The sequence below is a fragment of the Psychrosphaera sp. 1_MG-2023 genome, from assembly GCF_030548245.1.
Classification (GTDB): Bacteria; Pseudomonadota; Gammaproteobacteria; order Enterobacterales; family Alteromonadaceae; genus Psychrosphaera; species Psychrosphaera algicola.
Window position 1 is genome coordinate 74,324 of record NZ_JAUORW010000004.1, and the last position, 18,916, is coordinate 93,239.

Below are 18,916 nucleotides of genomic sequence, written 5' to 3' on the forward strand. Positions count from 1 at the left end.
CGACTTTTCAGCGAGTTACCTATACAACAAAGGAATTCAAGACACAGTCTACGGACAACTTGACGTAATACCCCTCAATTTTGGAGCCCAAACATGAAAGTTATAACCGTTTTATTGTTGTTTTTTTACTGCGTCGTCAGTGGCAAAGCATGGAGTAATGAATATGACCAAGGCGATGACGGTTATCGCTTGTGGTTAAACTACACTTTCATCGAAAATGACACACAACGCTTATTATATTTGCGCCAGATTGCCAATGTGCAACTTGTAGGGCAATCCGACACCATCAGTATTATAGACCGTGAGCTAAAAAAGGCCCTACCTACACTATTGGGAAATTCAATTAACTGGTCGACGAATGTTCCGCAGAGCAACGGATTAATCATTTCAAAAGCTAACTCAACGTTGCGTCATAACTATAAATTAGATCACAGTTTAAAGATGATAAACAACGAAGGTTTTATCATTAAAACCGTAACAGACCAAAAGCAAAATCAACATGTTTTAGTCACGGCTAAATCTGATATTGGTCTACTATATGGCACCTACCGATTAATTCAGTTAATGCAAACGGGCAAACCGCTTTCGGATGTTAACATTGTTGAGTCACCTAAAATTGCCTTAAGAATGCTTAATCACTGGGACGACCTCGATAGGCATACCGAACGCGGATATGCAGGAGAGTCGATTTGGGACTGGCATAAATTACCGCAATACAAAGAACAACGTTATTTCGACTATGCTAGGGCCAATGCGTCTATTGGTATTAACGGCACTGTCGTCAACAATGTTAATGCAAACTCGTTAATTCTAACGCCAGCTTGGCTTGAAAAAGTACGTTCACTTGCTGATATATTTCGCCCTTATGGCATCAAAATCTACCTTTCAATTAAATTTAGCTCGCCGCAGCAGATTGGTAATTTGTCCACGTCGGATCCTATAGACCCTAACGTACAAAAATGGTGGCAAGGGAAAGCAGCTGAAATATACAAGCTAATTCCAGACTTTGGTGGTTTTTTGGTAAAAGCAAATTCAGAAGGTCAACCGGGGCCAGGCGATTACGGGCGCACACATGCTCAAGGGGCGAATATGCTTGCTAAAGCACTGCAACCTTATGGCGGCAATGTTATCTGGCGTGCTTTTGTTTATTCACATGAAGAAAAAACAGAACGCTCTCTGCAAGCCTACAATGAGTTTGTGCCGTTAGATGGTCAATTTGAAAAAAACGTAAGTATCCAAGTCAAAAATGGCCCGATTGATTTTCAACCTAGAGAGCCTTTTAGTCCAATGTTTGGCGCAATGCCAAAAACACCGCTAGCAATGGAATTTCAAATTACCCAGGAATACCTCGGATTTAGTACCCATTTAGCGTACTTAGCAACGTTATATAAAGAAGTGCTCGACGCCGATACAAGAGTTAAAGGTATAGGCTCTACAGTAGCTAAAATCATCGACGGCACGTTAGTTAATAAAAATATTACAGCCATCGCCGGTGTTGCCAACATTGGCAGCGACAGAAACTGGACTGGTCATATTTTTGGCCAGGCAAATTGGTATGCCTATGGCCGTTTGGCCTGGGACCATGATTTAACTGCCGACGAAATAGCGCAGGACTGGATAAAGATGACACTGACTCAAGAACAGAGCAGTGTTAATAGCATCACCAACATGATGATGAGGTCCCGTGAAAATATCGTTAACTACATGACACCTTTAGGGCTGCATCATTTAATGGACACTGGCCATCACTATGGACCAGGCCCATGGGTAGATAATTTGGGCCGTGACGATTGGAATCCGGTTTATTACCACCGAGCGGATGACTACGGCATTGGATTAGATAGAACCAGTAAAGGCACTAACGCCGTGTCACAATATGCAACATATTGGCAAACAAGGTTTGAAGACCCAGCTAAAACACCGCAACCGCTTTTACTTTGGTTCCATCATTTACCGTGGGATTACACCATGCCATCTGGCGATACACTTTGGAATGAGCTCGTAAAACATTACTATCGAGGTGTCGTCGCTACCGAACAGATGGAAAAAGACTGGCTAGCACAAAAAAACCATATCGCCCCTCATCAGTTTAATCAGGTTAAGATGGCACTTGAAATTCAAGTTGAAGAAGCAAAATGGTGGCGTGACGCCTGTGTGCTTTATTTTCAAACCTATTCAAAACGCCCACTACCTAATGGGTTAAGTAAACCAGACAAGTCGTTAGACTATTTCAAATCGTTAACATTTCCATACGCACCAGGACAAGGCTAGTTATGACTAATTCAAAAAAACTAAAGTGGGGTATTCTAAGTACCGCCAATATCGCTAAAGGCAAACTAATCCCTGCAATTCATGCCTCAAATTCATCGATGGTTTATGGCGTTGCCTCTCGTAATTTAGCGCAAGCTGAAAAATTTGCTCAGGAAACAAATATTCCAAATGCGTTTGGGAGCTATCAAGCGTTACTTGACGATCCAAGTATAGATATTATCTATAACCCACTGCCAAACCACTTACATGTCCCTTGGACCATTAAGGCCATAGAGGCTGGTAAACATGTATTGTGTGAAAAGCCAATTGGCTTAGATGTGGCCGAAGTCGAGCAGTTAATTGCAGTTGCAGATAAACATCCACAGTTAAAAATTATGGAAGCGTTTATGTACCGTTTTCATCCCCAATGGACACTTGCTAAACAACTCATCGAGGCTGGTGAAATCGGAACAGTGCATACAATTGATGCGGCATTTACCTTTCACAACGTTGACCCAGAAAACGTTAGAAACATGCCAAACATAGGTGGTGGCGGGATGATGGATATCGGCTGCTATTGCATTTCCGCAACCCGCTTTTTATTAGGGAAAGAACCTAAAAAAGTCATGGGATCATTAGTTATGGATACTAACTTTGGCGTTGATAAACATGCCAATGCCATTTTGGACTTTGGGGATGTCAAAACCTCTTTCTTCTGTTCAACCCAAAGTGAGTCGAGTCAACGGGTTTACATAGTTGGTGAAACCGGAAGCTTAACAATTGAATATCCGTTTTATCAACCAGACGATTGCCAAGCCGAACTAACAGTGCGTCATGATCAAGTTAAAACTGTCCATAAAGTAGAAAATTGTGATCAATATGTATTTCAAGTGGATGCATTAGCAAATGCAGTAAATAACAAATTAGCCACTCCAACGCCATTAACTGATGCGCTAGCGAACATGAAAGTAATTGACGGAATATTTGCCAGCGATAAGAAACAAAATTGGGTCGTGCTATAAGCTGTGACTAAAAATATAAATCCTTGTTGAGATATTAAAAATATCAATAATATTTCAACAAGGACCACATTAGCTCATCAAAAAGCAGTAAAGCAAGGGCTTAAAAGAAAGTGTGCGCCAACTTACTCATCTTCTAATTTAATATCACTAATATCTAAATTGTCGGGTTCGCTGACGACGCCTTTTGCATCATCACGATATTCACGCGGCGTTTTATTAAAGTGCTTTTTGAATATCGCATACATATATTGCAATGATGGGTAACCACAAACACTGGCAATTTCACTGGTTGTTTGGCTAGTATTTTTTAACATACTGCAGGCTTTTCTCAGCTTTTCATGATGAATTTCATTATGAATACTATGCCCACGTTCCTCTTTAAACCGTTGCTCTAAATTAGAACGAGAAATTCCCACGTAATCTAAAACCTGATCAACTTTAATTCCACGACACGCCTTTTGACGAATGAAATGCATCGCCTGCATGACATGCGTATCTTTAATCGCCTTAAAGTCCGTAGACTGGCGTTCTAAAATACCAGCTGGCGGCACTAAGTGGGGTTTAGTTGAACACTTTTGGCCGTTGAGTAAACGATGTAATTTTTTGGCGGCTTGAAAGCCCATTTCAAAACAACCTTGGCTCACCGAACTAAGTGTTACACGACTAAGAAATCGAGCAATTTCGTCATCATCGATACCAATGACACATAATTTATCAGGCACTAACATCCCAGTATGATCGCAAACCTGCAACAAATGCCTGGCACGAGCATCAGTAACGGCAATAATGCCTATAGGTGTTGGTAAAGACTGTAGCCAATCTGACAAACGCTTAATGGTATCTTGCCAGGTTTCAGGCTTAATAGGATGCCCACGATAAACTTGGCAATCGTAACCATCCGCTTTGCAAATACTAATAATGGCTTTTTCACGCTCTTCGGACCAACGATGATGTTCGTCTTTTGGTGTGCCATAAAAAGCAAAACGTTCTATGCCCTTTTGTCTTAAGTGCTGATAAGCGGTATTCACCAGTTCATAGTTATCGGTAGCGACATACGGCACATCTGGATAATCGTCTGGATTGCTATAAGAGCCACCCACGCCAACAACCGGAACTGTGGTCTTCATGAGTGCTTCTTGAATTTCCGGATTGTCAAAGTCAGCAATGATGCCGTCTCCCCCCCACTCATCAATATTATCGAAGCGTGCTAGGAAATCTTCTTCCAAATATAAGTCCCAATCCGTTTTAGATGCTTGTAGATAATGACCTATTCCTTCAATCACTTTTCGGTCGTATGTTTTACTCGCGTTTAATAACAGCGTAATACTATGTTTATTTTCAAACATATCGCCCACCCCTTTGGTTTAAAACTCTCTATTTATAACGTTACTACTTAAATTCATCTTATACGAATTAATAAAAATATTCGTATAAGAAATTTCATAATCAGAATTACGTTTTATTTGTTTTACATTTAATTCGTAGATGGGCGAGTTAAATACTTAGCTGTGGAACATGTTATAAATTAGTGCGTTTTGAGAAAGTTATGATGTGAGTCTCCCTGGCAACAAAAGGGTTTACACACGATTTACTTAAGTAAACTCAAAACCACCGATGGCTGAACAAACCCACTAAACGCCCGCAAGCATTAGTGTTTGTGGATTCAGAAAAAGCATAATACGTTATTGTTTTTTTGCGTTAATCGTAACAAATGATAATAACAAAATTTAAATTCACAATACTCAAACGCCTTGAAAGCATTAGAATGACAAAAAAATAAGAAGAATTATAAGACTATGACAACAGAACTCGATACTGCAAATTTGAATAAACCAGACTTGGCGATGGAAAAGCTATCCGTCACAGAAAAAGTTGGATACAGCTTGGGCGATCTTGCTGCCAACTTGATATTCCAGACATTTGTCACTTTTATAGCGTTTTTCTATACTGATGTATATAAAATACCAGCAGAAACCGCGACCTTCATAATTTTTGTGGGCGGTATGGTTGGTGCTTTCTTTAGCCCAATCATGGGCGTAATTGCCGATCGAACCAGTACACGCTGGGGACGTTATAGACCCTGGATATTATGGACATCTTTACCTTTTGGTTTAATGGCCATTTTAGCCTTTAGTACACCAGACATTGGCCCTCAGGGTAAAATGATTTACGCCTTAGTGACCTATGTCGGGCTAGTTATCATCTATTCTGCAAACAATCTGCCTTATGCCGCCTTAAGCGGTGTTATTACGGGCAACATGTCTGAAAGAAACAGCATGTCTTCTTATCGATTTGTCGCTGTTATGGTCGCTCAATTTCTCATCCAAGTAATGTTATTGCCTCTTGTTCTAATTATGGGTGACGGCGATAAAGCCGTTGGATTTGAAAATACCATGACCATGTTTGCACTCGTGGGCATTGTTTTCTTTCTTATTACCTTCTTCACGACAAAAGAACGCGTGATAACCAAAGCTGAGCAGAAGTCTACAATTAAGCAAGACCTCATTGATTTAGTGAAAAACAAACCTTGGGTGGTTATGTTAACGCTTACTATTTTGGTGTTTGTCACGCTCGCGCTTAAAGGCGGAATGTACATTTACTACTTCCAAAATTATGTCAGCGAAAGTCACCTTGCTCAATTCCAACAAGACATCGGTTTCAACAGCTTTATTAGTCGCCTAAATAGCATGCTCACTAGCATGGGATTTGTTGAGTTCTTATGGCCTAAAGATGTCGCGATATCAGGCAACAGTATATTTAATGCCTGTGGCATTATCTTTATGATTATTGGTATCGGCTTCTCCAAACCACTGGCAGACAAATTTGGTAAACGAGACGTATTTGCCGGCGCATTATTTATATCGACTCTTTTTGTCATGATGTTCTATTTCTATGAGCCTGAATCCGTTGCCTTAATGTTTGGCACGCAAATATTCCACGGTTTCTTCTACGGGATCACAACCCCTATCCTTTGGGCAATGATTGCCGACGTTGCAGATTACTCTGAATGGAAAAACAGTCGCCGAGCTACAGCCATTGTCTTTTCCGCAATGTTATTTGGACTCAAGTCTGGCCTCGCAATTGGCGGGTCTTTAGTCGCCGGTATTTTAGCAAGTTACCATTATAACGCCGAGCTGGTGACCCAAACAGCAGAGACAATCGAGGGCATTAAGTTTGCCGTTAGCATCTACGCCGCTGTGCCATTTTTGATTGGCTGCGCAAGTTTATTCTTTTATGAGATAAACAAAAAAATGGAACTGCAAATCGAAGCGGATTTAAGAAAATCTAGAAATTAATACAATTTACTAAATAAGAGTTTAAAAATGTCTGATACAGAAAATGTAACTATTGAACAAGTAGATTATGAACAACTTGAGAAGAAAGCGATTTCTCAACCTCTCGTTAAACATATTTATACCGCTGACCCTTCGGCCCATGTTTTTAACGGTAAAATTTATATCTACCCTTCACATGATATTGAAGCTGGCATCGAGTTTAACGATAACGGTGATCACTTCGCGATGGAAGATTACCATGTAATCTCCATGAACGATGTTAATAGTGAAGCTGTAGATCACGGTGTGGCGCTGCACGTTGACGATGTAGACTGGGCCGAACGTCAAATGTGGGCACCAGACGCAGCCTGCAAAGACGGCAAATATTACTTATATTTTCCGGCGAAAAAAGCCGATGGTATTTTTCAAATCGGCGTAGCGGTAAGTGACTCACCTACAGGGCCATTTATCGCCCAACCAAACCCGATTAAAGAAAGTTATTCAATCGACCCTGCTGTTTTTGAAGATGATGATGGCCGTCATTACATGTACTGGGGCGGTATCTGGGGCGGCCAGTTACAAAACTATCGAAACAATGTCTATGATGCATCCAAAGGTGAACCTGCGGACGATGAACCTCAGTTAGGGCCTATTGTAGCGCGCTTAACTGACAATATGCTGGAATGTGATGAAACACCTAAAGAGCTAAAAATATTAGATGAAAATGGCGATGTATTATTAGCCGGTGATCACCAACGTCGATTTTTTGAAGCGTCTTGGATGCACAAACATAATGGCAAATACTACTTCTCTTATTCAACAGGCAATAGCCATTTGATTTGTTATGCCATCGGTGACAATCCATACGGACCATTCACCTATCAAGGACACATCCTAACCCCTGTAGAGGGCTGGACAACGCATCACTCCATTTGTGAAATCGATGATAAATCGTATTTGTTTTACCATGACTGTGTGCTTTCAAAAGGCGTAACACATTTACGGTCAATTAAAATGGCAGAAATTAATTACAATGATGATGGCACCATAATTCCGATTGCGCCTTACAACAAATAACCTGTAATCCATTGTGGCTAATAGAAAATAAGTGAGCCAATCACTTATTTTCTATTTAAAAAATGACTTACTTGTAGATACCTGGTTCGAAATTTCAACTAACCACGCTTTACAAACACATGTTGAGACGAGCCTGAGTAAACACCAACGTAACGGCAGTAAAGTCGTGAACAATTTACATTCACATCAGGTTATTTGACTGAAAAGTCATAGACCAAACACCTGTTTTTTTTGAGAGTGAGGAATGACTATTTTGACATTATTCATATCCAATATAGCAATCCAAAAACGCTTTTAACCATCATGTATTCTTTCTATTTTGTGACGACTCAAAAAACACCTAAAACGGGTGCAGTTTCGTCTGGACACATGAGTTTAAAACGACAAGCCAAACTAATTTTCAGAAACAAACCAAATTTCAACAAGGAAAGTAAACTATTGAAATATAAAAACAAAAAACAACATAACGAAAAACCAAAATCTAATTTGCGGATTAACATAAATGGAATGTTTAATTTAGTATTATCGTTAAAAAGCGATTTGTAATAGATTACTAAATGTCCATATGTAACCGCTTACAAATTGGGTTGTATTTGTGCGAATGATGCATTTTTTGAGGGAAAGTTGTCCGGGAAACAACTCGCTCAAGGATTGAGGGATTAAAAATGTATCTTTTGTTATTCAGTCATGAATATAAATGGACGAACACTTAAAAAAATCACAACAATACAAAGTGGGAATTAAAATGAAACATTTACAATCACAGCGTAAGAATCAAACTTTTGCAAAATCACTACTAGCCGCTAGCATTGCATCAAGCTTCTATGCGGGTGTCGCAATTGCAGCCGACGATAACGCAGCAGCGGAGGCCTCAATTGAAGTCATTTCTGTTACTGGTATGCGTTCAAGTATTCAAGAGTCAACGCGTTTAAAACGAGATGCAGAGGGCGTTGTAGACGCAATTTCATCAGAGGATATGGGTAAATTCCCAGATACTAACTTAGCTGAATCACTACAACGTATTACTGGTGTTTCTATCAGTCGTGTAAACGGCGAAGGGTCGGAAGTTACTGTCCGTGGTTTTGCGGGTGATAACAACATGGTGACTTTAAACGGTCGAATGATGCCTGCGGCAACAACTTATGGTGCCGGTTCAGGTGCTGATGGAACGACTCGAGGCGGTGGTACGCGAGCATTTGATTTTGCCAACCTTGCATCAGAAAGCGTAAAGTCTGTTGAAGTTTATAAAACAGGTAAAGCAAATATTGCCACTGGCGGTATTGGTGCAACAATCAATATTAATACAGCAAGACCACTCGATACCGTCGGGTTTAAAGCCAATGTAGGCGTTAAAGCTGTAGCAGATACAACAAACAGAACTGGCAGCGACATTACACCTGAACTTTCAGGCTTGATCAGCTATAGCGATGACGATTCAATTTATGGTGTTAGCTTATCAGTCAGTCACCAAGAGCGTGATTCTGGTTACACTGGAGCGACCGTAAACAACTGGAACATCGGATACTGGAATGACCTAAATAACCCAGGCGGTTTGTATAATAATACCGGAGACATTTATCAAAATGAACCTGAAGATGGTCAATTATACGCTCGTCCAAATGACATCCGTTATGCATTTTCAAACACCCAACGTGTTCGAGATAACGCCCAATTAACATTACAATTTAGACCTACCGATAGAATTACCGGTACACTTGATTATACATTCGCTGAAAACCAACTTACTGAGCACCGTGGTGAAATCACCAACTGGATGCAGAATGGTGACAACGTACAACAAGTCATTTTTGACGACTCTGCGGTAGCAACACCAATTTATGCTAAAGAAGCCTATTCTGGCGGTTCGGATGAAGGCTACGAGCAACAATTACGTGAAAACTTAAATACCCTCACCTCACTAGGTGTTAACTTTGAATTCGAAGTTAATGACAGCTTGATTTTACGACTTGATGCCCACCAGTCAAATATGCACAGTCGCGGTGTTGGCCCTCGTAACAGTGGTGAACTTGCTGTTGGTCTAGGTGCTCCAATTAAAACACAAACAGAATGGTTCTGGGGCGCTGACTTGCCAACGTTTAGCAACGTTTACGATGACAGTATCCGTGGCGCAAATAATAACGGCATGGTAGACGCAGGCGATGTTGGTTCGTCTATCGCTCGTATTAGAAATGCATCACAAGAAACAGACATATCTCAAGTTAAGTTTGATGGTACGTATGAGTTTGATGACGGTCGCTTTGACTTTGGTGTGGAAGTCAGTGAAATGGATTCACTTTCTATGCAAACGGCTGGTAACAATATTGCGCTTGGTAACTGGGGTGTTGCAAACCCAGGTGAGTTTGGCGATATACTTCAGCCATTTGACTTAGCGGGCGAATTTAACGATTACCCAACGTCATCTACCCCAGGTTATGGTTTTATTGGTAGCCCTTCTGCAATATATGATGCAGCACTTAATCTGTATCCAGGTATCCCGACTGAATCTGAAGCATCTTTGTCTGCAAGTAACCGTGTTATAGAATCAACAACGGCTGCTTATATGCAAATTGCAGTTGGCGGTGAACTAAATGGCATGCCTTTCCACGTATTGACTGGTCTACGTTTTGAAAAGACTGAAGTTGAATCGAGTTCTTTGGTAGGCACAATATTTTTCAGCTGGGAAGATAACGATGACGTAGTACCTTATGTAGACAGTAACATTCCTGCTGCGCCATTTTCGGCAACAAACAGCTATGACAACCTTTTACCAACATTTGATTTCGATATTGATATCACAGATGATTTAAAAGGTCGTTTCTCTTTCAGTAAAACAATCGCTCGCGCTGGATTAGGAAGCTTAGGGGTTTCTGCTAGTAACTTTGGCGGCGGCGGTGGTTCAACACTACTTGGCGCAAAACCAACAGCTAGCGCATCTAACCCAGGCTTATTGCCTTTAGAATCTTCTAACGTTGATTTGTCTTTAGAATGGTACTTTGACGAAGCAAGTTACATTTCTACTGGTTTCTTCCAAAAGAACGTGGCTAAATTTATTGGTAGCAAGCAAGTTGACAGCGGTCACTTTGGTATCTTAGACGTTACAGGCGGAGCACGCGCAAAAGCAGCAGCACAAGCTGTAATAGACGGTGGTTGGGCGCTAGACGACAGTTCATTATATAACATGATGGTATTGTTAGAGCACCCAGAAGTATTCCCGAACGGCGCAGCGGATTATGATGGTTCTGATGCTCAAGCAGCACAACTTGCAGAAACTCCGGGATGGGATCTAACAGCAGTTGCTGGCGACCCTGAAATGATTTTCCGCACCAATACACCTGACAATAACAAAGAAGCTAAGATTTATGGTGCTGAATTTGCGGTCCAACACTTCTTTGGTGATACTGGCTTTGGTGTACAAGCTAACTATACGTTAGTTCGTGGCGATATTAAGTTTGATAACGAAGCGGATCCAGATGTATCTCAGTTTGCGTTAATTGGTTTGAGCGATACAGCTAACGTTGTCGCGATGTACGAGAAAGATGGTTGGCAAGCTCGTATTGCCTACAACTGGCGTGACGAGTACTTAGCGGAAGTTAACAAAGGTAGTTCAAATAACCCGCGTTACGTTGAAGCTTACTCTCAAATTGACCTTAACGTAAGTTATGAAGTGAACGACGACTTAACCGTATTCTTCGAAGGGATTAACCTTACTGAAGAAAACAGCCGTTCGCATGCACGTAACAAAACCCAACTTTGGTACTTAACAGAGTTAGGGGCACGTTATCAAGTGGGCGCACGTTACTCTTTCTAATACGTAATCTAATTACTTAGAAACAGTTTGAACGTATAGAAGGCCGCTAAATTTAGCGGCTTTCTTTTCCCAACAACGAGATTAATGCACGCGGAATCAAACCGATTTGCCCTATAAATACAGGAATAATAATAACAATGGCCAACCATGTATTGCTAAACAACGTAACCCACAAAGATTTAAAAATTGATCCTCGCTATAGCGCTGCTCACGGCAATAACATTGCGAGTACAATTATCTTCCCTAATGAGATTGAAGACATTCAAAAAGAGTACCCTATTTTATTTCGCAAAGACCCTGAAACTAACCAGTTCCTATCTACCGTTATATTAGGCTTCGAAAAAAACGAAAACCTGTTTTTAGACACTACAACAGCCACTGGATGGAATGCAGAATATGTCCCGGCTATTATCGCCCGTGAACCCTTTTTAATTGGTTATCAAGACCAATCAGCCGATGGTGGTGACGAAAAAGCACCAGTGATCCATATTGATATGGACAGCACACGAACAAATATTTCTGACGGAACAGCCTTATTTTTAGAGCATGGCGGTAACAGTCAGTACTTGGAAAACAGCGCAAGTTCATTAAAGCGAATTACCGAGGGCGCGAAATTGACCAATGTCATGTTTGCGGCATTTGAAGAGCTCAGTTTAATAGAACCCATTACAATTGAATTTACGTTAGATAACGGTGAAAAATACCAACTCAATGGCAACTACACAATTAGTGACGAGAAACTCCAAAACCTCGATGGCGCAAGTCTTGAAAAGCTAAATCGGTCAGGCTTTTTACAAAGTGCCTTTTTAATCATTGCCTCAATTTCTAACATTCAAAAATTAATCAATTTGAAAAACCAACTAATAGAATAATTCGGCAGCATCTATTAATTTCGATGTAATAGAACAAGACTTGTGGCAAGTTAGGGTATGCAAAATATAACAAACAAAACAAACAGCATAGATGTCGGTACTTCAGGTCAAATCCCTGAGCATATACTGAATTCCTCCGAGCCTGTTATTTTAAGAGGATTGGTTAACAACTGGGAATTATATAAGGCGGGCCAAGCTTCAAATAGCCAAGCAATAGATTATTTAAAATCTGCGGACAATGGCAAACCCGCCATTGCATGTATTGGTAGACCCGAAATCCAAGGTCGTTTTTTTTATAATAACGACACTAGTAAGCTCGATTATCAATCTCAAAAAATGCCAATTAGCGAGGTTTTAGACTTGATAATGGCAACTCTGAATGCCCCTCAAACTCCGTCGTATTATATTGCCTCAAGCTTTGTTGATAAACACTTACCTTCGCTCAGGGAAAATAACGATCTCGATATTTCAAAACACATCAACAGCGGTTTGATGTCAAAACCCGAGATGAAAATTTGGCTCGGCAATGCCACCCTCGCCGCTTGCCATTATGATACGTCAGACAATATTGCGTGTTGTGTTGTGGGTAATCGTCGATTCACATTATTCCCTCCTGAACAAATACATAACCTTTACCCAGGCCCACTTGAGTTAAACCCAGGTGGTCCTGCTATCAGTATGGTTGATTTTAACGAGCCCGACGTTGACAAATACCCACGTTTTAAAGACGCCATTGCAGCGGGACAAATTGCTGAATTGACCCCCGGGGATGCCTTGTATTTGCCCCGTATGTGGTGGCATCAAGTTGAAGGCTTAAGTAAGTTTAACGTACTTATTAACTACTGGTGGAACAACGTACCTAACTACTTAGGTGAAGCAATGAACGTATTACAACATGCCCTACTCAGCATTAAAGATCGACCATTAACAGAGAAAAAGGCATGGCAGCAAGTCTTTGATTATTATATTTTTTCCGAGTCAACTCACGCGGGTGAACACCTGCCAGAGCAGGCAAGAGGTTCGTTGGGAAAAATAGACGAATTACAGGCAAGAAAACTCAGAGCGCAATTGTTAAATAAGCTTAATCGATAACCCGAGCGAATTTCCTAACTTTGCTAACATAGGTTAAGTTAAAGCTCACTTTAAACGTTGGAACTCATTTTGACTTCGTATAATAAAAACATGGCAACAAAACCAATTAAAAAAGTCGTCATCGCAGGTGGCGGAACCTCCGGATGGATAGCCGCAGCAGCCTTAACTAAACAACTTGGAAAAGTACTCGACATTGTCCTAGTCGAATCGGATGACATCGGCACGATAGGCGTAGGTGAAGCGACCATACCGCCCATGAGGACCTTCCATAAGTTTTTAGGTATCGACGAACAGGAAGTGATGCGAGCCACGCAAGCCACCTTCAAGTTAGGTATTTCATTTGAAAATTGGGGCCAAATTGGTGATAAATACATACATTCATTTGGGATCACAGGTAAAGACTTTTACTTGGGTGAATTCCATGACTTTTGGCTACATGGGTTAGAAAAAGGCATCAATGCGCCATTTGGTGACTATTGTTATGAATTACAAGCAGCCAAAGCAGGCAAATTTGCCACCTCGGCTAAGTCAAAAATAAACTATGCCTATCATATGGATGCAACTTTATACGGTCTATTTTTACGAAAATTCAGTGAAGATAGAGGTATTACTCGCATCGAAGGTAAAATTGTAGATGTACTGAAAGACCAAACAACTGGCGGCATAAGCGCTATTACATTGGGCTCCGGTCAAGCCATCGAAGGTGACCTATTTATTGACTGTACAGGTTTTCGAGGTTTACTCATCGAAAAAGCGCTGCACACAGGGTACGAAGATTGGTCACATTGGTTGCCATGTGATAGTGCTGTCGCTGTGCAAACCGCGTCGACAGGTCCTGCAGTTCCGTATACGCGGTCTATTGCACATAGCGCGGGCTGGCAGTGGCAAATTCCATTACAACATAGAGTAGGTAATGGATTAGTGTTTTGCAGTCAATATATGTCGGATGAAGAAGCCGTAAAACAACTTTTAGATAACATTGATGGACCGCCAATTACCAAACCCAAAGTGATCAAATACCGAACCGGTCGACGACGGAAAAATTGGAATAAAAACTGTATTGCAATGGGACTTTCCAGTGGGTTTGTTGAGCCTTTGGAATCAACCAGTATCCATCTTTTTATGATGGCAACCATTCGCTTAATGAAGCTATTTCCCTTTGGTGGCATCACAGATGAAGTTATTGATGAATACAACCAACAAGCTGCAGTGGAGCTTGAAAAAATACGCGACTTTATCATTTTGCATTATCACGTAACGCAACGTGACGACAGCCCGTTTTGGCGTTATTGCAAAGATATGGAAGTACCTAAGACCTTGTCACACAGGATTAATTTATTTAAAGACGGTGGTCGTGCGTTTCAGTCAGACGGTGAGTTATTCAGAGTCGACTCTTGGGTTCAAGTGATGTTGGGGCAAGGCATAGCCCCTAAACAGTACCACCACATGGTTAAAACGATGAGTGACCAAGAGCTAGAAAAGTTCCTGACAGGGTTGAAGCATTCAATTACATCGGCAGTAGACCAACTGCCCACTCATCAGGAGTTTGTTAAACATTATTGCCAAGCACCAGAAATTAAAAACTAACTTATGCCATTCCTAAATGCAGTCACAATATTGCAACAGGATTAGTCTAAATAGACATGCCCCCGTTACTTGGTTAAGTAAGGCAATTATGAGCCACAGTTATTTAATATAACCATCGAAAAGATGCCGTCTTTACGACGTAAAGTAATATTGACAAAAAACAAACAACTAACAACTAACAACTAACAACTAACAACCGAAACTAATGCACCGCGTGTACTATTGACTAACTTCTACACACTGCCTAGTATAATTTTTAATGATAATAATAAAGGATTATGACTTTGAAAATACTATGGTTAATTGCAATTCCCCTGTTCCTTTTTGGCTGCTCCTCTGACAGTAAGCCGGACCAGGAAACTGATATCGATTCTGACAACGATGGCGTTATCGACAGTTTGGATCCCTTCCCACATAACCCTGAACTATCTGCCTATGCCTACCTCGCAGAGAATGGCATAACCATTGTTGCAGTTGACGAAGCAAGTGTGGGGAAAACTCAATTAATCAATGGGGTCGAATACACCATAGTAGATGACAAAACCATTCGAGACTATGATAAAGCCGATTTACATACCGTTATAACGACCAAAGTCACTAACTTGAAATGGATGTTTATAAATGCACAATACGTTCCTGATATTACATCCTGGGACGTATCAAATGTAACAAACATGTCGGGAATGTTCAATTCAGCAGATTTTAATCAAGATATTAGCGCTTGGGATGTTTCTAAAGTGACTGATATGAGTGAAATGTTTTCCAATGAAAGATTTAACCAAGATATCGGCTCTTGGGATGTTTCTAATGTGACTAATATGGAGCGTATGTTTTATAATAGTCAATTCAAACAAGATATTGGTGATTGGAACGTTTCAAATGTGGTGAATATGAACGAAATGTTTGCCTACTCAGCATTCAATCGAGACATTAATTCATGGGATGTCTCTAATTTGAAAAGTGCTAGCAGGATGTTTACTTCTTCACTGTTTAATCAAAACATTAATTCTTGGGATGTCTCTAGTATGACTAGCATGAAATTAATGTTCAACGAGTCAAGTTTCGATCAAGATATTGGCGCTTGGGATGTCTCTAATGTGACTGATATGAGTGAAATGTTCAAAGATTCTAAGTTCAACCAGGACATTGGGTCGTGGGATGTCTCTAATGTGGCGAATATGAGTGAAATGTTCAAAAACTCAGAATTTAATCAGGACATAGGCTCGTGGGATGTATCTAATGTGACTAATATGGGTGAAATGTTCAAAAACTCAGAATTTAATCAAGATATCGACTCTTGGGATGTCGCTAATGTGACTAATATGAGTGAAATGTTCAAAGAATCAATGTTCAATCAGCACATAGGTTCGTGGGATGTATCTAATGTGACTGATATGAGTGAAATGTTCAAAGGATCAAAGTTCAATCAAAACATAGGTTCGTGGGATGTATTTAATGTGACTGATATGAGTGAAATGTTCAAAGACTCAGAATTCAATCAAAACATTCGTCCTTGGGTTGTCTTTAACGTGACTGATATGAGTGAAATGTTTTCAGCTAGCCCTTTTGATCAAGACATCGGCTCTTGGGATGTCGCTAATGTAACTGATATGAGTGCAATGTTTTCAGCTACCCCTTTTAATCAAGACATCAGCTCTTGGGATGTCGCTAATGTAACTGATATGGGTGCAATGTTTTCAGCTACCCTTTTTAATCAAGACATTAGCTCTTGGGATGTCGTTAATGTAACTAATATGGGTGGAATGTTTTCAGCTACCCCTTTTAATCAAGACATCAGCTCTTGGGATATCTCTAATGTAGAAAATATGGGTGGAATGTTTTCAGCTACCCCTTTTAATCAAGACATCAGCTCTTGGGATATCTCTAATGTGAAATATATGGGTGGAATGTTCAGAAGCTCTGCATTCAATCAGGACATTGGAAATTGGGATGTCTCTAATGTAGAGCTTATGGCTGGAATGTTCAGAAGCTCTGCATTCAATCAGGACATTGGAAATTGGGATGTTTCTAATGTAAAAAGTATGGCTAGAATGTTCGAAAGCTCAGTATTCAATCAGGACATTGGAAATTGGGATGTCTCTAATGTGAAATATATGGACGGTATGTTCCAAGATTCTGTTTTTAATAAAGACATAAGCTCTTGGGACGTTTCTATTGTAACTGATATGAGTTCAATGTTTTTAGGGTCAGTTTTTAACCTAGACATCAGCTTATGGGATGTCTCTAATGTAAAATATATGGAAAGTATGTTTCAACGTTCTGTTTTCAATCAAGATATTAGTTCTTGGGATGTCTCTAATCTGAATCGAGCGTATAGCATGTTTGCCGAATCTAAATTCAACCAAAATATTGGTTCGTGGGATGTGTCTAGTGTCTGGTCTATGAATAAAATGTTCTGTAACTCTAGCTTTAAGCAAGATATCAGTGGTTGGGTGGTATCTCAAGTTAAGAAAACCGTACTCGGCGAACCCTATGAAGAAGGTGCTATGTTTACCCTTAGTTGCGGCACGCTACCGCCTGAGTTCAACCCCTTTAATTAACGTTAAGTTTGATGTTTATTGAACGCCTAACATCTGCCGTCAAACGCTTTGATGTTAATAAGTGAGTTGATGTTGGTTGGTTTATTAAACCTCTGATGCTGAGTATTGAACATAACGTCAATACTCAGCGAATCTAATTAAAAGCTATCTAGTTTGCGCAGGTTGGTGCGCCCTCAGGTAATTGCTCCATGCGTACATCCGCGATTTCAATTTCAAATGAACCGTCGGACGCGATCAATAATGGGCCATTTATTCTACTGGCATCAAGCCCCTGGGCGACAAAACAGTTGAGTGGAATAGGAAACGTCACCCATTCACCTTTTGGTAGACCTCTAAACATTTTTTGAATGTTCATTTCACCACGGCATGGATATCCGCAGTCTAGACCAAACTGGACGCTCTTTTTAGGTTTCCTGATGACTTTAACTTCCATCGTTAAAGCCACTGAATCTTGCAACGAAGATAGATCAATGTTTGCACCGTAAATCGCAAACTGCCCCTTGCCTTTTTTACGAGCCCACTTGATATTTATCGCATCATTAGCCACTTTATACGTTGCAGGTTTTACCGCTAGTTGCTTATCGGCTGATGACCCGGTGTTATTTTTGATGCCTTTTGTCCAGTCGCTGCTATCGCCGAGCACGATTCCCCATTCGCCTGTTGGTTTACCGTCGGTAAAATAAACATAATTACTGTTTACTGAGGAAGGATTGCTTTTTTGCACGGTTTTTACTGTGGCCTCAGATTTAGCTAATTTAACCCAAGCTGATATTTTATAAGTATGACCGCTGATTAGAGCTCTATTAAACGCGATTGCGGCCCCATTCCAATTATCGGTTCGTTGACTGACCTTTAAACTGTATTTACCATCGTTAACAATTGCATTTTCAAGGGCTAATTTTATATCACCATTTTTAAACCAAGGTGACACAGATCCGGTTTCCAAACCTGAATTATCGGTTAGATTCTCTGCCGAGCCAGATAGCTCTGAATTTAAATCTACCACTACGAGGCTGTCGATATAATAATTGATGCCTTTGTTGGGCCCTTCGATATACAGATACGGACTGGCAAGGTCTTTGTCGTTACTATGTTTATAGTGCCCTGAAATTAGCTCCCAGTGGTCTCCCGTAATACTTTTTGTGGCAACGTTGTTGTACTGGTCGCCATTTATTGTCTTGGTTTTTACCGTAATTGAGAAATCAGCGGCGTGCGCAGTTATTAAGCAAGAAATGCCAAACATTATAGCCAATGAAATATTTTGAGCTGCGCGCTTTAACTTTTGTTTGTATTGATTCATAAGATCATCTCTTCTCTTGATAAAGTAAAAAAACTCTTAATTTACTAATAAATTAAGAGTTTTTATGATTAT

General features: G+C 40.4%; 11 protein-coding genes. 9 read left to right on the top strand and 2 right to left on the bottom strand.

Going from position 1 to position 18,916, the window contains the following annotated elements; translation table 11 throughout:
- Window positions 1–93: 93 nt before the first annotated feature.
- Both Q4575_RS04575 and Q4575_RS04580 read left to right on the top strand, forming a co-directional pair.
- Window positions 94–2,271 (top strand): alpha-glucuronidase family glycosyl hydrolase, encoded by a 2,178-nt coding sequence (locus Q4575_RS04575; RefSeq protein WP_303521456.1) that lies wholly within the window; start codon window positions 94–96, stop codon window positions 2,269–2,271.
- Between the two features lie 2 nt (window positions 2,272–2,273).
- A complete protein-coding gene (locus Q4575_RS04580) occupies window positions 2,274–3,272 on the top strand; it encodes a Gfo/Idh/MocA family protein (RefSeq protein WP_303521457.1) in 999 nt (332 codons plus the stop codon).
- Window positions 3,273–3,394: 122 nt separating this feature from the next.
- Here the strand turns inward: Q4575_RS04580 and Q4575_RS04585 are convergent, their stop codons facing one another.
- Window positions 3,395–4,618: a DNA-binding transcriptional regulator gene (locus Q4575_RS04585; RefSeq protein ID WP_215964318.1), complete on the bottom strand. Its 1,224-nt coding sequence runs from the start codon at window positions 4,616–4,618 to the stop codon at window positions 3,395–3,397.
- A 450-nt stretch (window positions 4,619–5,068) separates the two neighbouring features.
- Between Q4575_RS04585 and Q4575_RS04590 the strand changes: the two genes are divergently transcribed.
- The 7 genes from Q4575_RS04590 to Q4575_RS04620 all read left to right on the top strand — a co-directional run bounded on the left by Q4575_RS04590 (window position 5,069) and on the right by Q4575_RS04620 (window position 17,544).
- A complete protein-coding gene (locus Q4575_RS04590) occupies window positions 5,069–6,568 on the top strand; it encodes an MFS transporter (RefSeq protein ID WP_303521458.1) in 1,500 nt (499 codons plus the stop codon).
- A 27-nt stretch (window positions 6,569–6,595) separates the two neighbouring features.
- Window positions 6,596–7,624, top strand: coding sequence for a glycoside hydrolase family 43 protein (locus Q4575_RS04595; protein WP_303521459.1), 1,029 nt, complete (start codon window positions 6,596–6,598; stop codon window positions 7,622–7,624).
- Between the two features lie 745 nt (window positions 7,625–8,369).
- Window positions 8,370–11,432, top strand: coding sequence for a TonB-dependent receptor (locus tag Q4575_RS04600; RefSeq protein ID WP_215964316.1), 3,063 nt, complete (start codon window positions 8,370–8,372; stop codon window positions 11,430–11,432).
- Window positions 11,433–11,569: 137 nt separating this feature from the next.
- A complete protein-coding gene (locus Q4575_RS04605) occupies window positions 11,570–12,304 on the top strand; it encodes a SapC family protein (RefSeq protein WP_303521460.1) in 735 nt (244 codons plus the stop codon).
- Window positions 12,305–12,361: 57 nt separating this feature from the next.
- Complete coding sequence (locus tag Q4575_RS04610; protein WP_303521461.1) at window positions 12,362–13,396, top strand: cupin-like domain-containing protein; 1,035 nt, start codon at window positions 12,362–12,364, stop codon at window positions 13,394–13,396.
- Between the two features lie 90 nt (window positions 13,397–13,486).
- Window positions 13,487–14,983 (top strand): tryptophan halogenase family protein, encoded by a 1,497-nt coding sequence (locus Q4575_RS04615; protein WP_303521646.1) that lies wholly within the window; start codon window positions 13,487–13,489, stop codon window positions 14,981–14,983.
- A gap of 284 nt (window positions 14,984–15,267) precedes the next feature.
- The gene (locus Q4575_RS04620) at window positions 15,268–17,544 is read left to right on the top strand and encodes a BspA family leucine-rich repeat surface protein (RefSeq protein ID WP_303521462.1); all 2,277 of its coding nucleotides are present in this window, start codon (window positions 15,268–15,270) and stop codon (window positions 17,542–17,544) included.
- Between the two features lie 148 nt (window positions 17,545–17,692).
- Here Q4575_RS04620 and Q4575_RS04625 read toward each other — a convergent pair whose 3' ends face one another.
- Window positions 17,693–18,844 carry a putative glycoside hydrolase gene (locus Q4575_RS04625; protein ID WP_215964312.1) on the bottom strand — a complete coding sequence of 384 codons (1,152 nt, stop codon included), beginning with the start codon at window positions 18,842–18,844 and terminating at the stop codon, window positions 17,693–17,695.
- Between the last annotated feature and the right edge of the window lie 72 nt (window positions 18,845–18,916).

What these genes read in the sequence shown, in the direction of transcription:
- Q4575_RS04575 (WP_303521456.1), top strand. Translation starts at nt 94, where the DNA reads ATGAAAGTTATAACCGTTTTATTGTTGTTTTTTTACTGCGTCGTCAGT.
- Q4575_RS04580 (WP_303521457.1), top strand. Translation starts at nt 2,274, where the DNA reads ATGACTAATTCAAAAAAACTAAAGTGGGGTATTCTAAGTACCGCCAAT.
- Q4575_RS04585 (WP_215964318.1), bottom strand. Translation starts at nt 4,618, where the DNA reads ATGTTTGAAAATAAACATAGTATTACGCTGTTATTAAACGCGAGTAAA.
- Q4575_RS04590 (WP_303521458.1), top strand. Translation starts at nt 5,069, where the DNA reads ATGACAACAGAACTCGATACTGCAAATTTGAATAAACCAGACTTGGCG.
- Q4575_RS04595 (WP_303521459.1), top strand. Translation starts at nt 6,596, where the DNA reads ATGTCTGATACAGAAAATGTAACTATTGAACAAGTAGATTATGAACAA.
- Q4575_RS04600 (WP_215964316.1), top strand. Translation starts at nt 8,370, where the DNA reads ATGAAACATTTACAATCACAGCGTAAGAATCAAACTTTTGCAAAATCA.
- Q4575_RS04605 (WP_303521460.1), top strand. Translation starts at nt 11,570, where the DNA reads ATGGCCAACCATGTATTGCTAAACAACGTAACCCACAAAGATTTAAAA.
- Q4575_RS04610 (WP_303521461.1), top strand. Translation starts at nt 12,362, where the DNA reads ATGCAAAATATAACAAACAAAACAAACAGCATAGATGTCGGTACTTCA.
- Q4575_RS04615 (WP_303521646.1), top strand. Translation starts at nt 13,487, where the DNA reads ATGGCAACAAAACCAATTAAAAAAGTCGTCATCGCAGGTGGCGGAACC.
- Q4575_RS04625 (WP_215964312.1), bottom strand. Translation starts at nt 18,844, where the DNA reads ATGAATCAATACAAACAAAAGTTAAAGCGCGCAGCTCAAAATATTTCA.